At 64.8% G+C, this 14,757-nt stretch carries 17 protein-coding genes; 8 read left to right on the top strand and 9 right to left on the bottom strand.

Features of this window, described 5'->3' with window-relative positions; genetic code table 11:
* Nucleotides 1-45: 45 nt before the first annotated feature.
* Nucleotides 46-924, bottom strand: coding sequence for a LysR family transcriptional regulator (locus FJ957_RS23295; RefSeq protein ID WP_140835171.1), 879 nt, complete (start codon nt 922-924; stop codon nt 46-48).
* A 369-nt stretch (nt 925-1,293) separates the two neighbouring features.
* Here FJ957_RS23295 and FJ957_RS23290 point away from each other — a divergent pair, with 369 nt between their 5' ends.
* Complete coding sequence (locus FJ957_RS23290; protein WP_140835170.1) at nt 1,294-2,247, top strand: DMT family transporter; 954 nt, start codon at nt 1,294-1,296, stop codon at nt 2,245-2,247.
* Here the strand turns inward: FJ957_RS23290 and FJ957_RS23285 are convergent.
* From FJ957_RS23285 to FJ957_RS23275, 3 genes are all read right to left on the bottom strand, one after another.
* On the bottom strand, nt 2,230-2,601 hold the full coding sequence (locus FJ957_RS23285; RefSeq protein ID WP_140835169.1) for a response regulator: 372 nt from the start codon (nt 2,599-2,601) through the stop codon (nt 2,230-2,232). The genes FJ957_RS23290 and FJ957_RS23285 overlap by 18 nt on opposite strands.
* An 83-nt stretch (nt 2,602-2,684) precedes the next feature.
* On the bottom strand, nt 2,685-3,227 hold the full coding sequence (hpt, locus tag FJ957_RS23280; RefSeq protein WP_027167478.1) for a hypoxanthine phosphoribosyltransferase: 543 nt from the start codon (nt 3,225-3,227) through the stop codon (nt 2,685-2,687).
* Nucleotides 3,228-3,402: 175 nt separating this feature from the next.
* Nucleotides 3,403-4,032, bottom strand: a complete 630-nt coding sequence (locus FJ957_RS23275; RefSeq protein WP_140835168.1) for a hypothetical protein — start codon at nt 4,030-4,032, stop codon at nt 3,403-3,405.
* Between the two features lie 180 nt (nt 4,033-4,212).
* On the opposite strand from FJ957_RS23275, the gene ftsE reads away from it, so the two are divergent.
* The 3 genes from ftsE to FJ957_RS23260 all read left to right on the top strand — a co-directional run bounded on the left by ftsE (nt 4,213) and on the right by FJ957_RS23260 (nt 6,742).
* Nucleotides 4,213-4,872: a cell division ATP-binding protein FtsE gene (gene ftsE / locus FJ957_RS23270; protein WP_027167480.1), complete on the top strand. Its 660-nt coding sequence runs from the start codon at nt 4,213-4,215 to the stop codon at nt 4,870-4,872.
* Nucleotides 4,865-5,857: an ABC transporter permease gene (locus FJ957_RS23265; protein ID WP_140835167.1), complete on the top strand. Its 993-nt coding sequence runs from the start codon at nt 4,865-4,867 to the stop codon at nt 5,855-5,857. The genes ftsE and FJ957_RS23265 overlap by 8 nt, the downstream gene beginning before the upstream one ends.
* A gap of 156 nt (nt 5,858-6,013) precedes the next feature.
* A complete protein-coding gene (locus FJ957_RS23260) occupies nt 6,014-6,742 on the top strand; it encodes a YdcF family protein (protein WP_140835166.1) in 729 nt (242 codons plus the stop codon).
* Here FJ957_RS23260 and FJ957_RS23255 read toward each other — a convergent pair.
* The gene (locus FJ957_RS23255; RefSeq protein WP_140835165.1) at nt 6,739-7,359 is read right to left on the bottom strand and encodes a pyridoxamine 5'-phosphate oxidase family protein; all 621 of its coding nucleotides are present in this window, start codon (nt 7,357-7,359) and stop codon (nt 6,739-6,741) included. The two genes, FJ957_RS23260 and FJ957_RS23255, sit on opposite strands and share 4 nt — an antisense overlap.
* Before the next feature lie 101 nt (nt 7,360-7,460).
* Between FJ957_RS23255 and FJ957_RS23250 the strand changes: the two genes are divergently transcribed.
* Nucleotides 7,461-8,363 carry a LysR family transcriptional regulator gene (locus FJ957_RS23250; RefSeq protein WP_140835164.1) on the top strand — a complete coding sequence of 301 codons (903 nt, stop codon included), beginning with the start codon at nt 7,461-7,463 and terminating at the stop codon, nt 8,361-8,363.
* Between the two features lie 81 nt (nt 8,364-8,444).
* Nucleotides 8,445-9,239 (top strand): 1-acyl-sn-glycerol-3-phosphate acyltransferase, encoded by a 795-nt coding sequence (locus FJ957_RS23245; RefSeq protein ID WP_140835163.1) that lies wholly within the window; start codon nt 8,445-8,447, stop codon nt 9,237-9,239.
* 4 nt (nt 9,240-9,243) lie between these two features.
* Here the strand turns inward: FJ957_RS23245 and FJ957_RS23240 are convergent, their stop codons facing one another.
* From FJ957_RS23240 to FJ957_RS23230, 3 genes are all read right to left on the bottom strand, one after another.
* A complete protein-coding gene (locus tag FJ957_RS23240; protein ID WP_140835162.1) occupies nt 9,244-9,864 on the bottom strand; it encodes a LysE family translocator in 621 nt (206 codons plus the stop codon).
* Between the two features lie 76 nt (nt 9,865-9,940).
* Entirely contained in the window at nt 9,941-10,888 is a 948-nt protein-coding gene (locus tag FJ957_RS23235) for an aldo/keto reductase (protein WP_140835161.1), read from the bottom strand.
* Nucleotides 10,889-11,006: 118 nt separating this feature from the next.
* Complete coding sequence (locus tag FJ957_RS23230) at nt 11,007-11,528, bottom strand: gamma-glutamylcyclotransferase (protein WP_140835160.1); 522 nt, start codon at nt 11,526-11,528, stop codon at nt 11,007-11,009.
* Nucleotides 11,529-11,653: 125 nt separating this feature from the next.
* On the opposite strand from FJ957_RS23230, the gene FJ957_RS23225 reads away from it, so the two are divergent.
* Both FJ957_RS23225 and FJ957_RS23220 read left to right on the top strand, forming a co-directional pair.
* Nucleotides 11,654-12,652 carry a DUF2125 domain-containing protein gene (locus tag FJ957_RS23225; protein ID WP_140835159.1) on the top strand — a complete coding sequence of 333 codons (999 nt, stop codon included), beginning with the start codon at nt 11,654-11,656 and terminating at the stop codon, nt 12,650-12,652.
* A 101-nt stretch (nt 12,653-12,753) separates the two neighbouring features.
* On the top strand, nt 12,754-13,698 hold the full coding sequence (locus FJ957_RS23220; protein ID WP_140835239.1) for a sugar kinase: 945 nt from the start codon (nt 12,754-12,756) through the stop codon (nt 13,696-13,698).
* Between the two features lie 120 nt (nt 13,699-13,818).
* On the opposite strand, the gene FJ957_RS23215 is transcribed toward FJ957_RS23220, so the two are convergent.
* Nucleotides 13,819-14,754, bottom strand: coding sequence for a prephenate/arogenate dehydrogenase family protein (locus FJ957_RS23215; RefSeq protein WP_181180680.1), 936 nt, complete (start codon nt 14,752-14,754; stop codon nt 13,819-13,821).
* Nucleotides 14,755-14,757 lie beyond the last annotated feature (3 nt).

Here is a 14,757-nt window from a genome sequence, read left to right as displayed (position 1 = left end):
GAATTCTATCGGCAAACTGCTCCAAATCGGACGCAGTTGCAGAATTCAAAGACCGGCCGGTGTCTGCCGGGTCAGCATGAAGGCCTCACGGATCGCATTCTCCATGCCGTCGATCGCCTCGCCGGTCGCCAGCGGATTGCGGTGCAGGACGACATTGGAGGAATCGATGTCGCCGAAACCGTCGGCGACCGTCAGCTCGCGGCAATCGTCCGGGATGTTGCTGCGCGAGATCGGCGCGATCGCAAGGCCGGAAGTGACGGCGAGCGTCAGGCCGCCATTGGTGTCGCTGGTGTAAGCGACCCGGTAGTCGAGGCCGCGCTGCTGCAGCGACTTGATCGCGAAGTCGCGGCACCAACCGTTGCGGCTGTAAAGCGCGATCGGCACCGGCTTTTCCTCATGCATGTGGTGAAGCGTCGACGTCACCCACACCGTGGGGTCGTGCATCAGCACCTCGCCGCCGGAAGAGCCCTCCCATTCGAACACCACCGCGAGATCGAGTTCGCCCGCCGCGAGCGCCCTTACCTGCGAATCAGAATGCGCATAGCGCACCGTGACCTCGACGCGCGGATGGCGCTTGGCGAATTCGCCAAGTGCCCGCGACAGGATCGACCGGCCATATTCAGCCGGGATGCCGATGCGCACCAGCCCGCCGAGCGGCGGCGCCACCAGCGAGGCGGCCGTCTCGTCGAGCAGCGAGACGATCCGCCGGGCGTTCGAGATCAATTCGCTGCCGCGGCGTGTCAACGCCACGCCGCGCGAGCCGCGCTCGAACAGATCGTCGCCGACCATGTCCTCCAGCTTTTTCATCTGCATCGACACGGCTGATTGCGTGCGCCCGGCTTTCTCCGCCGCGCGGGTGAAATTGCCGGTTTCGGCCACCGCCACGAAAGTGCGCAGGAGGTCGCTGTCGAGCACGGGTTTCATCGATTTCCGCCATAAGAAAATTTGATTGCTGGCATCATTCCAATTCGTTTGCAAGATGTCAAACGCCGCAGGATAGTCGCCATACCCATTGGATATGCGACCGCGAAATCGGCCGCGGACCAATCGAAGAGTCCTCACTCGTACCCGCTGCCTGAAAATGGTGGCGGGTTCTTTTTACGAGCACTTTTCCGAAAAGTGGGAACCGGTTTTCGGACAAGATCATGCTCAAACGACCACAGTTGGAGCAGGATGACCGTTCGACGAAGCGTCATCTCTGCTCTACGAGCAATTCCAGGAAAAGTGCCCAGCGGTTTTCCGTCCGGAATTGCGTGAAATGAATAACCAACGGCTCGCGGGGGGCCGACATTGATGCAGAACCGGATGGTGCTAGGCATTCTGAGCCTCTGCCTCGGCGTGCTGGTCTTTTCGCTGCAGGATCCGCTGGTGAAGGCGGTGTCGAGCGGCTATCCGGTGACCGAGGTGATGGCGATCCGCGCCATCGTCGCGCTGCCGATCCTGATCGTGCTCGTCCAGGCCGATGTCGGCCTGAAGGCGGTACTGTCGAAGCGCTTCGGCATGCTGACGCTGCGAGCCTTCATCCAGTTCTCGTCCTACACGGTCTACTATCTGGCGATCGCCGCCTTGCCGCTGGCCGACGCGGTGGCGCTCTATTTCATGGCGCCGCTGTTCATCATGGCGATGGCCGGTCCGTATCTCGGCGAGCGCGTCTCCTGGAAGACGCTGGCGACCGTTCTGATCGGCCTGGTCGGCGTGCTGGTGATGGTGCGTCCAGGCGCCGGCGTGTTCGACTGGGCGGCGCTGCTGTCGTTGGGCTCGGCCTTCCTCTACGGCTTTTCGCAGTTGATGGCGCGCCGCATCGGCGACACCGAATCATCGACAGTGATGGCCTTCTACCAGAACGGCGCCTACCTCAGCGGCGCCATTGCCGTCGCTGCCGTCTTTCATCTCGCCGGCATCACCCACGCGGCGCATCCGAGCGTCGAATTCCTGGTGCGGCCATGGGTATGGCCGACGATGCCGGATTTCCTGAAGATGGCCGCCTGCGGCTTCGTCGCTTCCGCCGGCATGATCCTGCTCTCTCAGGCCTACCGGATGGCGCCGGCCAACCGCGTCGCCACGTTCGAATACACCGGCATTCTCTGGTCGCCGCTGTGGGGTTTCCTGTTCTTCGCCGAGGTGCCGCGCGAAACGACCGTGCTCGGCGCGGCGCTGATCATAGGCGCCGGCCTGCTTGCGCTCAGCGGCGGGCGTCGGCGAAGGGCCGCGCCGGCCGCCGGGGCGGTCTCAAGCGAAGCAGCTTAATGCCCTGCCGACGCGGGCGCGGATCTCGGCCAGCGTGAACGGCTTCTGCACGACATCGAGGATGATGCCGTTGAGTTCCTCGGCGCGCTCGCGCTGATCGGCATAGCCGGTCATCAGCACGATCCTCATCGTCGGGAACTCCCTCGCGGCCGCCGTCGCCATCTCGATGCCGTCCATTTCCGGCATGCGGATGTCGGACACCACCAGATCGTAGTCGCCACCGGTCTGCCGGATCATGTCCAGGCCCTGCGCGCCGTCGGTGGCGATGGTGACTTTATGGCCGTCGCGCTCCAGCGCGCGGGCGGCGAGGGTGCGGACGGACTCATCGTCCTCGACGATCAGAAGCTTTGCCATGCCGAGATAGATGCCGCCGAAACGTTGACGTTTTCTGAAAATTCTAACGAACGGCGGCTTTTCGAGGTGACTTCAACGCCTCCTCAGGCGTCTCCCTTCACGACCCCGACAAACGGCAGTTCGCGGAACGCATGGGCGACATCCATGCCGTAGCCGACGACGAAATAGTCCGGGCAGTCGAAGCCGACATAGTCGGCGTTGAGCGAGGTCTGGCGGCGCATGCGCTTGTCGAGCAGCACGGCAATGGCGCAGCTCTTGGCGCCGCGCGAAAGCATCAGGTCGCGGGTGAAGGAAAGCGTCTTGCCGGATTCCAGTATGTCGTCGATCAACAGCACATCGCGGCCGGCGACCTCGTTGTCGATGTCGCGCAGCACCCTGACCTCGCCGCTCGTGGTGCCGGCGCCGTAGCTGGAAATGAAGATGAACTCGACTTCCGGCGACAGGCCGACATCATGCATGGCGCGGATGAGATCGGCGGCGAAGACGAACGAGCCCTTGAGGATCGAGATCACCAGCAGGTCGTGATAGTCGCGCCCGGCGATTTCCTTGGCGAGCTCGAGATTGCGGCGGGCGATCGCCGACGCCGAAAACAGGACCTCAATGTCCTTGCCACGCACAACTGGCATAGTTTTTCCTTCAAAAAATTGGCGGCGGTGTCGATAGACGGGTTGAGATTCAGGTCAGGCCGTGCCGAAAATAGTGGCTGCCGAGAACCGGAGCGGAGCGTACATTTCAGTACGCGAGCCCGGAAGCGCAGGAAGCCGCTATTTGCAGGCCGGCCTGACCTGAATATCGACCCGTCTAGCCGGCGAAGATGACTGCGACGGTTCTTACGCCGTCTTTAGGCACATCGAGGCGACTGGAAAAGCCGAATTTTTCGCCCGGTCCCAGCGACCGGTTGGATGTCCCCAGCCTGTAGCGGATGATGTTGGAGTTGTTGTCGGTGACGCGGATCTCGAGCGGCGGCAGCGTTTGCGGCCTGGTCCCGTCATTGGCCGCCTCCCCATCCACGAACAGCACCGGCTTCAGGCCCGATTCATCGATGCGCGACGTTACGCCGGAAATGGTGAGCGCGCTCGTCGGCGCCGCGGCCGCCCAAAGGGGGCTCTGCCGGACCAGCGCATGACCGCCCGACACCCAGAATGAGATCAGCGCTATGCCGACGCCGGTGATCCAGAATGTCGGACCGCCGCGCGAGAATCGCGACGGCGCCGCCTCCGGTTTGCGCAGCATGCCCATGCCTTCGATCGAAGGCGTCGGAGGGACCTGCGGCGGGGGCGCCGACGGCGCCGCGGCAAATCGCGGCAGCACCACATAATCGGCATCGACGATATCGGCTGCATCGAACATGACGCGCTGCGGCGCGGCATTTGTTGCCGTACCGGTCATGATTTCGCCGGAAACAGGGCGCGCGGTTCTCTCGTCAGCCATTACGGCACCAGTGCAGTCTTCGTTTCGTTTGCGTAAACGGAATTGGTTAACGCTTCCCCACCGGAATGGCTTTGATGCGCGCTGAACGTTGCAAAATTAACCGCCGGTTAACCATGCCGGCCGATGGTCTGTTAGAGTAGATTGTGGCGCGTCGCCGCCGAAAGTTTCAGGTCGCCGAACGTGATCCGCTTCGAAAATGTCGGCCTCCGCTATGGCATGGGTCCGGAGATTCTCCGCGACATCTCCCTGCACATTCCGGAGCGCTCCTTTCAGTTCCTGAGCGGCCCCTCGGGCGCCGGCAAGACGACCTTGCTGCGCCTTTTGTTCATGTCGCTGAAGCCGACGCGCGGCCTGATCACCATCTTCGGCAAGGACCGCTCGCGCATCTCGCGCGGCGAACTGCCGCTGCTGCGCCGCCGCATCGGCGTGGTGTTCCAGGATTTCCGCTTGCTCGACCACATGACCACCTACGAGAATGTCGCGCTGCCGTTGCGCGTGCGCGGGCGCGAGGAAGCGAGCTATCGCACCGACGTGACCGAGCTTCTGAAATGGGTCGGCCTCGGCGACCGCATGCATGTCCTGCCGCCGGTGCTTTCGGGCGGCGAGAAGCAGCGCGCCGCGATTGCCCGGGCCTTGATCGAGCAGCCGGAGATCCTGCTTGCCGACGAGCCTACCGGCAATGTCGATCCGCCGCTGGCGCGCCGGCTGCTCAGGCTGTTCATCGAGCTCAACCGGCTGGGCACAGCCGTGGTCATCGCCACCCACGACCTCGGCCTGATGGAGCAGGTCGATGCGCGGCGCATGATCCTGGCCGGCGGAAGGCTGGACGTCTATGACTGACTTTCCGGCCGATCGTCTGCGGGATGAAGCCGACGCCGAGGCGCCGGTCACGGTCCGGCGTGTGCAGCGCAAGACGGCGCCCATCGTGCCGGCGCAGAACATCGCCGGACGGGCACTGGTGCTGGTCATCGCCATCATGACCTTCCTGTCCTGCCTCACCTTCGGCGCGGTGACGCTGGTGCGCGATACCGCCTCCGTCTGGGAGAACCAGATATCGCGCGAGGCGACGATCCAGATCAAGCCGGCCGACGGCCTCGACATGGAGGCGGCCCTTGCGCAGGCCTCGCAGATCGCCGGCGAGTTCCCCGGCGTAAAGGGCACCATGATCATCGACCGCGACGCGACCGCGCGCCTTCTGGAACCGTGGCTGGGCAGCGGCCTCAACATCGACGAGCTGCCGGTGCCGCGCCTCATCATCGTCACCATCGACGAGGCCAGCCCCCCGGACTTCGCCGCCATGCGCGCCGCCATCTCGCCCAAGATCCCGACCGCGGCGCTCGACGATCACCGCACCTGGGTCGACCGTCTTATCGCCATGGCGCACACGACAGTGACGATCGGCATTGCCGTGCTGGTGCTGATGCTGTCGGCAACCGTGCTGACGGTGGTGTTCGCCACGCGCGGCGCCATGGCCGGCAACGGCCACATCATCGAAGTGCTGCATTTCGTCGGCGCCGAGGCGCGCTTCATCGCGCGCGAATTCCGCTGGCATTTCCTCGTCACCGGCATGAAGGGCGCGGCCGCCGGCGGCGCCTTGGCGATTGCCGTCTTCATCGTCTTTTCCTGGTGGTCGTCGCGCAACATGGCCACGCCCCAGGCCGACCAGGCGACCGCCTTGTTCGGCAATTTCGCCATCGGCTCCGCCGGCTATTTCGGCGTCGGCCTGATGGTGCTGGTGATCGGCGCGCTGACCGCGGCGACCTCGCACGCGACCGTCGTCACCTATCTCAGCGACATCGACGTTCGCCAACCGGACGCGGGTTGAGCCATGAGCCGCAACGGACAGACAGTGCAAAGCGTTATCTGCAAACGAGACAACGATCACACATGGGATACTTGCCGTAACGCAATGTGCGCGTCTTATCTGTCAAAGGCCGCATTTCGGAGTTAACCATGGGATGTTTTCGGGATTAACCTGGGGATGATGGAAGCGCGGGATTCGATCGGGACAACTGGACGGATGCCGGTGGTGCGTGCACGCGCCGCTGCTTCCGCCACGCCTGGCCGTTTAAGGTTTGCCCTGCGCGTCTGCGGCTTCATCGCTCTCGCCGCGCTGGTACTTTTTGCCGGCGGCTTCGGCTGGTTCGCCGACAAGGTCAGCCACATGACCACCCCGCTCAACCCGGCCAGGGCCGACGCCATCGTCGTGCTCACCGGCGGTCAGTCGCGGCTCGACGCGGCGATGGACCTGCTGGCCTCCGGCAAGGGCGAACGCCTGCTGATCAGCGGCGTCCATCCATCGGCCACCAAGCGCCAGCTGCAGGCGGCAATGGGCGGCGACAAGCAGCTCTTCTCCTGCTGCGTCGATATCGACCGCGCCGCGCTCGACACCATCGGCAATGCCGAGGAAAGCGCCAAATGGGTGGAGAACCACGCCTATGGCAGCATCATCATCGTCACCAACAATTACCACATGCCGCGCAGCCTGCTTGAAATGAGCCGGCTGCTGCATGGCGCGCGCCTCGAGCCCTATCCGGTGGTCAACACCAATCTCGGCAATGGCGGCTGGCTGACCAAGCCGGAGGCCCTGCGCGTGCTGCTGACCGAATACAGCAAATATGTGCTGTCGCTGGCGCGCGGCTTCCTGCCGCTCCGCGCGGCGCCCGAGGGCGTCACGCTGGCGGAAGCATCGACTGTGGCGAAGAACTAAACCTTAGCCGCCGCATTCTCGCGCAGGCATGCAATCTCCTGCTCCAGGCCTGCGATGCGCCGGTCGCGCTCGGCCAGCGCCGCCGCGACATCCGCCGCCTCGAAACGCTGCGGGATGTGCTGCGGGCAATTGGCGTCCCAGGCCGTAACCGTGAACAGGATCGCCTGCTCCGGCCGGGCCTTGTAATCCGGCGGCATCAGCCTCGCCGTCAGCTCCGGGTCATTTTCGACGACACCCGCCCTGCCCCAGATCTTGATACGCTGCCTGAGCATGTAGTCGATCAGGAACAGGAAAGCCTGGTCGTTGTCCTCGAGATTGCCCTGGGTGATGAACTGCCGGTTGCCGGAAAAGTCGGCAAAGCCGATCCTGTGCTCGTCGAGCACCTTGAGGAAGCCGGCAGGCCCGCCGCGATGCTGGATGTAAGGCTGGCCTTCGGCATTGGCCGTCGCCAGGAACACGCTGGTCTGCGCTTCGACGAAGGCGGCGAGGTCGGCAGTGATCGTCGCCCGCCAGCCGCCGCGTTGCTCGACGCGCGCATAGGAGTCGCGCGACCCCTTGCGGACTTGGATGGCCTTGACGGTCGGCGTGAAGGCGACGTCGCTGGGGAATTCATTCATGCTGGCGCTCCTCGGACAGGATCGCACATGATTTAGCCCCTTCCGAAAATCGGATGTAGGGAGCATATTTGTAAGGTATCTTTCCAGATTTCGGGAGAATAATGGATCGCCTCGACGCCATGTCGCTGTTCGTCGCCACGGTTGATGCCGGCAGCCTGTCCGCCGCGGCGCGCCACGCCGGCGTGCCGCTGCCGACCATTAGCCGCAAGCTCTCCGAACTGGAGAAGCACCTAGGGACGCGCCTGCTCAACCGCTCGACGCGGCGGCTGACGCTGACCGATCCCGGCCAGTCCTATCTCATCGCCTGCCGCCGCATTCTCGACGAGGTGAGCGAGGCGGAGCGCTCTGCTGCCGGCGAATATTCGAGCCCGACGGGCGAGCTGGTCATCACCGCGCCGGTCGTCTTCGGCCGCTTGCATGTGCTGCCGGTAATCACCGGCTTTCTAGCCGTCTATCCGCAAGTGGACGTCCGCCTGACCTTGTCGGACCGGATCACCCAACTGGCCGAGGAGCATATCGATCTGGCGGTGCGCATCAGCGAACTGCCGGATTCGGCCATGGTTGCGATCCGCGTCGGCTCGATCCGTCGCATCGTCTGCGCAAGCCCCGCCTATCTCGCCCTACATGCCACGCCGGAGAAACCATCTGAGCTCGCGGGTCACAACTGCGTCACCTTCGAAGGCCTCACCGCGCCCGCGACCTGGACTTTCGGCACGGGCAAGACGGAGATCGTGGTGCCGGTCCGCTCGCGGCTGCAGGTCAACACCGCCGAGGCGGCGATCGATGCCGCGATTGCAGGCTTGGGCCTGACCAGGGTTCTGTCCTACCAGGCCGACGCTGCAGTGCGCGCCGACGCGCTGCGGGTGGTGCTGGAGCCGTTCGAGCCGCCGCCCTGGCCGGTGAGCCTCGTTCATGCCGGCCAGGGCCGGCTGCCGGTGAAGCTGCGCGCCTTCCTCGATTTTGCAGCACCGCGCCTGAAGGAGCGGCTGGCGCAGTCATTGTAAGGCCGGCATTTGACCACCGTGCCGTTTCCTTTTTGCCGCCGCTTGGTGTAACCAACGCACACTTTCTCACGGGCCCCTTGCATGCTCATCATCCGCTCGCTGGCGTTCAACCTCGTCTTCTATCTCAGCCTGATCGTCCAGATGATCTTCTGGACGCCCTATTATTTCCTGTCGCCGCGCCACCGCGCCTGGTTCGTGCCGAAATTCTGGTCGCGCACCTCGATGTGGCTCTATGACAAGATCGCCGCGACCAAGAGTGAGATCACGGGTGCCGAGAACCTGCCCGAAGGCTCCTTCATCCTGGCGCCGAAGCACCAGTCCTTCTGGGACGCGATCGCCTTCTTCCCCTATCTCGACGACGCGCTCTATATCCTGAAGCGCGAGCTGACCTGGATCCCCTTCTTCGGCTGGTACATCATGAAGATGCGCATGATCCCGGTCGATCGGGGCAGCCGCTCGAAGGCGCTGAAGGCGGTCGTTGCCGCCACCAGGCAGGAAATGGATCGCAATCCGCGCCAACTCATCATCTACCCCGAAGGCACGCGCCGCCCGCCGGGCGCCGAGCCGTCCTACAAATACGGGATTGTCGAGATCTATTCGCAACTGGGCGTGCCCGTGGTGCCGGTCGCCCATGTCGCCGGCCTCTACTGGCCGCGCCGCAAGTTCCTGCGCTATCCCGGCACCATCAAGGCCCGCTTCCTGCCGCCGATCCCGCCCGGTCTCGGCAAGGACGAATTCATGCAGCGGCTGATCGGCGAGACCGAAGCCGCCTGCGACCAGATGCTTGTCGAGGCGGCGCAAACGCCGAACCCGCCGCCCATGCCGCCGACCGCGCTGAAGCGGCTGGCGGAACTCGGCGTGACCGCGAAGACCTGATCGGCTACCGCAACGCCACCAGCGCAGTCGTCAGCACGAGCGTGGCGGCAAACGCCAGATTGATGATCCGCGAGGCCAGCGGATGGCGCAGGAAGCGCGCGAAAGCCGTTCCGGCAAGCAGCCACGCCACATGGATCGCGACGATCATCGCGGCAAGCACCAGTAGCCTGGTGGGCGCGCCGAGCGTATCGGCCCGCGACGCTGCGCCGGCGAACACGGCGCCGATCGCCACATAGGCTTTCGGATTGGCGACGGCGAGCATGAAGCCGCCGAAAAAATCAGGCTTCGTCGCCATGTTGCCGCGCTCGGCCAATGGCGGCGCGGTCGCGATCTTGAAAGCGAGATAAAGGATGTAGGCCGCCGAAGCGATCGCCAGCACCGGCGCCACTCCCGGCACCGAGGTCAGCATGCCGAAAATCCCGGCCGCCACCGCCAGAAGCACGGCGATCGTGCCGAGCACCACGCCGGAGGTGTAACGCAGGGAAGGACGCAGGCCGAACGCCGCGCCAATGGCGGTGACGCTGATCGTCGCCGGTCCCGGACTGCCCATGACGACCGTCGCGGCCACGATAAGCGCCAGTACTTGCTGCCAGGGCTGCGCTTCGCCCAAGATGCCGTCGGCCATGCCGTACCTCCTCCCGCCGCGATGCGACAGGACTTACGAGGGATCGTAATGGCCGTCTTGGACGATCGTGCGAATGCTATGAGCTGGCGCGGTCCAGCGCCCCGATATCGTCCGCCGAAAGCTTGAGCGACGCTGCGCGGATCAGACTGTCCATCTGGGCCGGCGTCGTGGCGCTGGCGATCGGCGCCGCAACGCCCGGCCGCGCGATGATCCAGGCCAGCGCCACTTCCGCCTGCTTGGCCGAATGGCGCTCGGCCACGGCATCCAGAGCGGAAAGGATGCGCATGCCGCGCTCGTTGAGGTAGCCGGCAACGCCCTCGCCGCGCGCGCTTTGCCCGAGATCTGCCTTGCTGCGGTATTTGCCGCTCAAGAATCCCTTGGCCAGGCTGAAATAGGTGATGACGCCGATATCCTCGGCCTTGCAGAGGTCGAGCAGCGGTCCGTCGAGCGACGAGCGGTCGTACAAATTGTATTCAGGCTGCAGCACCTCGTAACGCGGCAGGCTGCGCAGGCTGGCGACGTCGAGCGCCGCGCGCAACTGCCCGGCATCGAGATTGGAACAGCCGGCATAGCGGATCTTGCCCTTTTCGAGCAGGCGCTGATAGGCGCCGAGCGTTTCCTCGTAAGGCGTCGCCGGATCCGGCCAGTGCGACAGATAGAGGTCGATGACATCGACCTGAAGCCGCTTCAGCGAAGCGTCGACCGCCTTTTCGATATAGGCGGCGGAGAGGTCCCTCTTGCCTTGCCCCATGTCGGAGCCGACCTTGGTGATGACGACCACCTTGTCGCGGTTGCCGCGGCTTTTCATCCAGTTGCCGATGATGGTTTCCGATTCGCCGCCCTTGTTGCCGGGAACCCAGCGCGAATAAGCGTCGGCCGTGTCGATGGCGTTCAGGCCGGCGCCGACGAACCGGTCGAGCAGGTCGAAGGAGGTCTTCTCGTCGGCGGTCCAGCCGAAGACGTTACCGCCCAGGACCAGCGGCGCGATGGAAAGGTCGGTGCGACCGAGACGGCGTTTCTGCAAGACTGATCTCCGTGATGCTGGAAAGGGCTTTGATGCCAAGGGATGGGGTTGCCGCTAAGTTAGGTCGTGCCCGGCGGAGGTCAAAGGCATGGTTTTGCTTTTTGATCGGACCAGACCGTCACGAAAGCGCGATCCGGCGGCCCACCTCCTCCAGCCAGTGATCGCGGATGCCGAGCGCCTTGAGATGCTCGAGCGTGCTCAAGACATAGTCCTCGTTCCGGCCGGACTGGCCGACGGCGCCGCGAACGACCTCTGCGGCGTGATCGACATCGAGTCCGCCGGCATATTGTTCATGCTGCCGGTCGACGGTGTAGGCGACCGCCTCGACCGAACCGCCGCCATTCAGCCGGATGTCGAGCATGCGTTCGAGATAGACGCTGGTCACCAGCTCGCGTTCGCGCAGGTAGGAAAGCACCTCGTCGCGCAAATTCTCGGGAACACGGTATGCCAAGCCAATGCAGGAGCCGCCCCGGTCGAGGCCAAGCACCAGGCCCGGCCGCGCGCGCGTGCCACGATGAACGAAGGAATAGACGCAAAGCGAGCGGCGATAGCCGTAAAGCCGGGCGCGGCGCGTCTCGACATGGGCAAATCCGGGCCGCCAGATCAGCGACCCATAGCCAAAAACCCAAAAATCGCCCATATCGCCAAGCCTGATCGCATTCGAGTGAACGACACCGCACCGCCAAGGTGCTTATTCTGCCCCCCGCTTGTCTGCGTGAGAGTGAGCGCCCGCTCGCTGGATGAGGGGTTAACGAGAGCCGCAGCATGACGTCAAGTGACGAGCGATCGCCCAAACCCCGCCGCCGGCTGTTCTGGCTTGCCGCGTTCATCCTCGTGCTGTTCGCCATCTACAGCGGCGGTTGGTTCTATCTCGCCGACAGGCTCAAGACCGAGGCCGACCAGACGGTGGCGAGGCTGGGCAGCAAGGGGATCGCCGCCGGCTGCGGCAACCTCACCGTCAGCGGCTATCCGATGAGCTTCACGGTCTCCTGCGACAACATCGCCTACGAAGACGACGTCCGGAAGGTCGCCGCCTCCACCGGAAGCTTCAACGCCGTGGCCGGGATCACCGGGCCTTTGTCGCCGGTCGCCGACCTGCGCGGGCCGCTGCGGACGATGGCGCCCGGCATGCCGCCGCTCTGGATCGACTGGGACCAGTTGCAGGCAAAGGTGAAAGTGTCGTGGCCGCTGCCAAGGAGCGTTTCGCTGCAGGCTGAAGGCCTCAACGGTCAGACCGATCCGCAGGACGACACAGACCCGATGCAGTTGTTCAGCGCCGCCAAGGCGGCGGGCCAGTTGCAGCCGTCCGGCCAGGACATCAACTATGTCGGCAGCTTTGGCGATCTGGAGATCAATGCGGATGCCATCGACGGACGCGTGCTGCCGGCATTGGACGGCAGTGGCGACGTAATGCTGAAGAACGGCGTGGCGTTGATCGCGACGCCGCCTAAAAGCCTGCGCGGCCAGTCGATCGACATCGCCAAGCTCGACCTGTCGTCGGGAACCGCGCGCATCACCGTGTCCGGGCCGGTCTCCGTCGACGCGGAAGGCCTGATCGACGCAAGCCTGACGATCAAGCTCAAGGATCCCAAGGCGGTGGCGGCCATCCTTGGCGGTGCCATGCCGGAGCACAAAAGCGAAATCGAGCAGGGCTTTGCCGCCATCGCCATGCTTGGCAAGGAACCGTCCTTGCCGCTGAAGATCGTCAAGGGCAAGGCCTCGCTGGGCTTCATCCCGCTCGGCAAGATCAAGCCGCTTGAATAGAGCATCGTTCCGAACCGAAGGTCAGCGTAGCAAAAAGTGGGAACCGGTTTTCGGGCAAGACAATGCCGGCCAACATGCCGGCTAAGAAGAGCAACACGGTGATGGCGCAGCCGGTCAGACTGCTCAGCGTCGGCGCCTTCACCCTCGACACGATCCTTCGCGTCGAGGCGCTGCCCGCGCATCAAGGCAAGTTCATCGCCAGCGATGGCGTCCAGATTGCCTCCGGCATGGCAACGAGCGCCGCCTGCGCCGCGCGGCGTCTCGGCGCCGAGGTCTCGCTATGGGCTAGCGCGGGCGACGACCCGGTCGGCGACCAGTTGCTCGCCGACATCGAGGTCGAAGGCGTCGACTGCAGCCTGATCCGTCGCGTCGCCGGCGCGCGGTCGGCGCTGGCAGCGATCCTGGTGGATGCGCATGGCGAGCGCGTCATCGTCCCCTTCTACGACAAGAAGGCGCAAGCCGATCCCGAGGCGCTGCCGCTCGCCGATCTCTCCGCCTTCGACGCCGTGCTGGTGGATGTCCGCTGGCCGGGGGCCGCGGCGCTTGCGCTGAGCGCGGCCAGATCGATCGGCCGCCCGGCGATCCTGGATGCCGACACCGCGCCCGTCGAGGTGCTGGAGCGGCTGCTGCCGTTGGCCTCGCACATCGTCGCCTCGGAGCCGGCGGCGCGCATCGTCTGCGGCCACGCGCTCGACCCCGAAAGCGCCTGCGCCGACCTTGCCTCGCGCACCGATGCCTTCGTCGCGGTGACCTGCGGCGCGGCTGGCACATGGTGGCATGACCGGGCGATCGGACGCGTCCGCCATGTCGAGGCGCCGAAGGTCAAGGCTGTCGACACACTCGCCGCCGGCGACGTCTTCCATGGCGCCTTCGCCGTAGGCCTCGCCGAGGCCATGCCCATGGAAGAGGCCCTGCGCTTCGCCAGCGCCGCCGCCGCGCTCAAATGCCTGCGCTTCGGCGGCCGCCTCGGCGCGCCGGATCGGGCTGAGACGATGGAGATGATGGCGGCGCACTGGCCACCAGCCCGAGAAGGCAAAGGAAGCTGAGATTCAGGTCAGGCCGAGTCGAAAATGGTGGGTCCCGAGAACCGGAGCGGAGCGTACTTGAAGTACGTGAGCACCGGAAGCGCAGGGAGCTGCCATTTGCAGGCCGGCCTCACGTGAACATCAGTTCCCTTTGGGATGCTCGACGGCCTGCCGACCGAAGTCCGGCACATCGATGTCTTGTCCGGCCTCGATGATCGAGCGGCGGACGGCGCGGGTGCGGGTGAAGAGATCGAAGAGCTTTTCGCCGTCGCCCCAGCGGATCGCCCGCTGCAGCGAGGCCAGATCCTCCGAGAAACGCGCCAGCATCTCCAGGATGGCGTCCTTGTTATGCAAGCAAACATCGCGCCACATGGTAGGATCGGAGGCTGCAAGACGGGTGAAGTCGCGAAAACCGGAGGCGGAATATTTGATGACTTCGCTCTTGGTCACCGCTTCCAGATCGTCCGCCGTGCCGACGATGTTGTAGGCGATGATGTGGGGCAGATGCGACACGATCGCCAAGGTCATGTCGTGATGCTGCGGGTCCATCGTGTCGATGTTGGAACCGCAGCGCCGCCAGAATTCCGAAAGCTTCTCGAGCGCCGCGGGATCGGTGCCCGGCAGCGGCGTGAAGATGCACCAGCGGTTCTCGAAGAGGTCGGCGAAGCCGGCATCGGGTCCGGACTTTTCCGTGCCGGCCAGCGGATGTCCGGGGATGAAGTGCACGCCTTCCGGCACATGCGGCTGCATTTGCGCGATGACCGAGGCCTTGGTCGAGCCGACATCGGTAAGGATGGCGCCTTTCTTCAGCGTCGGCGCGATCTCGGCCGCGACCTCGCCGGACGAGCCGACCGGCACCGAGACGATGACGAGGTCGGCGTCACGCACCGCTTCCTTGGCATCCGTCGTGTAGGAGTCGCCAAGGCTTAGCTCCTCGGCGCGCTTCAGCGTCGATGCGCTGCGCGTCGCGATGGCGATATGGCGCGCCAGGCCCTCGCGGCGGATGACGCGGGCAAGCGACGAGCCGATCAGGCCGATGCCGACCAGCGCTATTTTCTCGAACATCGGTGATGCCATGGT

The organism is Mesorhizobium sp. B2-4-6, from assembly GCF_006442775.1.
Lineage (GTDB): Bacteria > Pseudomonadota > Alphaproteobacteria > Rhizobiales > Rhizobiaceae > Mesorhizobium.
This window is presented reverse-complemented; position numbering and strand designations above follow the sequence as displayed.

Excerpts from the sequence above, each read along its gene's own strand:
- FJ957_RS23295 (WP_140835171.1), bottom strand. The coding sequence starts at position 924 with ATGAAACCCGTGCTCGACAGCGACCTCCTGCGCACTTTCGTGGCGGTG.
- FJ957_RS23290 (WP_140835170.1), top strand. The coding sequence starts at position 1,294 with ATGCAGAACCGGATGGTGCTAGGCATTCTGAGCCTCTGCCTCGGCGTG.
- FJ957_RS23285 (WP_140835169.1), bottom strand. The coding sequence starts at position 2,601 with ATGGCAAAGCTTCTGATCGTCGAGGACGATGAGTCCGTCCGCACCCTC.
- hpt (WP_027167478.1), bottom strand. The coding sequence starts at position 3,227 with ATGCCAGTTGTGCGTGGCAAGGACATTGAGGTCCTGTTTTCGGCGTCG.
- FJ957_RS23275 (WP_140835168.1), bottom strand. The coding sequence starts at position 4,032 with ATGGCTGACGAGAGAACCGCGCGCCCTGTTTCCGGCGAAATCATGACC.
- FJ957_RS23265 (WP_140835167.1), top strand. The coding sequence starts at position 4,865 with ATGACTGACTTTCCGGCCGATCGTCTGCGGGATGAAGCCGACGCCGAG.
- FJ957_RS23260 (WP_140835166.1), top strand. The coding sequence starts at position 6,014 with ATGATGGAAGCGCGGGATTCGATCGGGACAACTGGACGGATGCCGGTG.
- FJ957_RS23255 (WP_140835165.1), bottom strand. The coding sequence starts at position 7,359 with ATGAATGAATTCCCCAGCGACGTCGCCTTCACGCCGACCGTCAAGGCC.
- FJ957_RS23250 (WP_140835164.1), top strand. The coding sequence starts at position 7,461 with ATGGATCGCCTCGACGCCATGTCGCTGTTCGTCGCCACGGTTGATGCC.
- FJ957_RS23245 (WP_140835163.1), top strand. The coding sequence starts at position 8,445 with ATGCTCATCATCCGCTCGCTGGCGTTCAACCTCGTCTTCTATCTCAGC.
- FJ957_RS23240 (WP_140835162.1), bottom strand. The coding sequence starts at position 9,864 with ATGGCCGACGGCATCTTGGGCGAAGCGCAGCCCTGGCAGCAAGTACTG.
- FJ957_RS23230 (WP_140835160.1), bottom strand. The coding sequence starts at position 11,528 with ATGGGCGATTTTTGGGTTTTTGGCTATGGGTCGCTGATCTGGCGGCCC.
- FJ957_RS23225 (WP_140835159.1), top strand. The coding sequence starts at position 11,654 with ATGACGTCAAGTGACGAGCGATCGCCCAAACCCCGCCGCCGGCTGTTC.
- FJ957_RS23220 (WP_140835239.1), top strand. The coding sequence starts at position 12,754 with ATGGCGCAGCCGGTCAGACTGCTCAGCGTCGGCGCCTTCACCCTCGAC.
- FJ957_RS23215 (WP_181180680.1), bottom strand. The coding sequence starts at position 14,754 with ATGGCATCACCGATGTTCGAGAAAATAGCGCTGGTCGGCATCGGCCTG.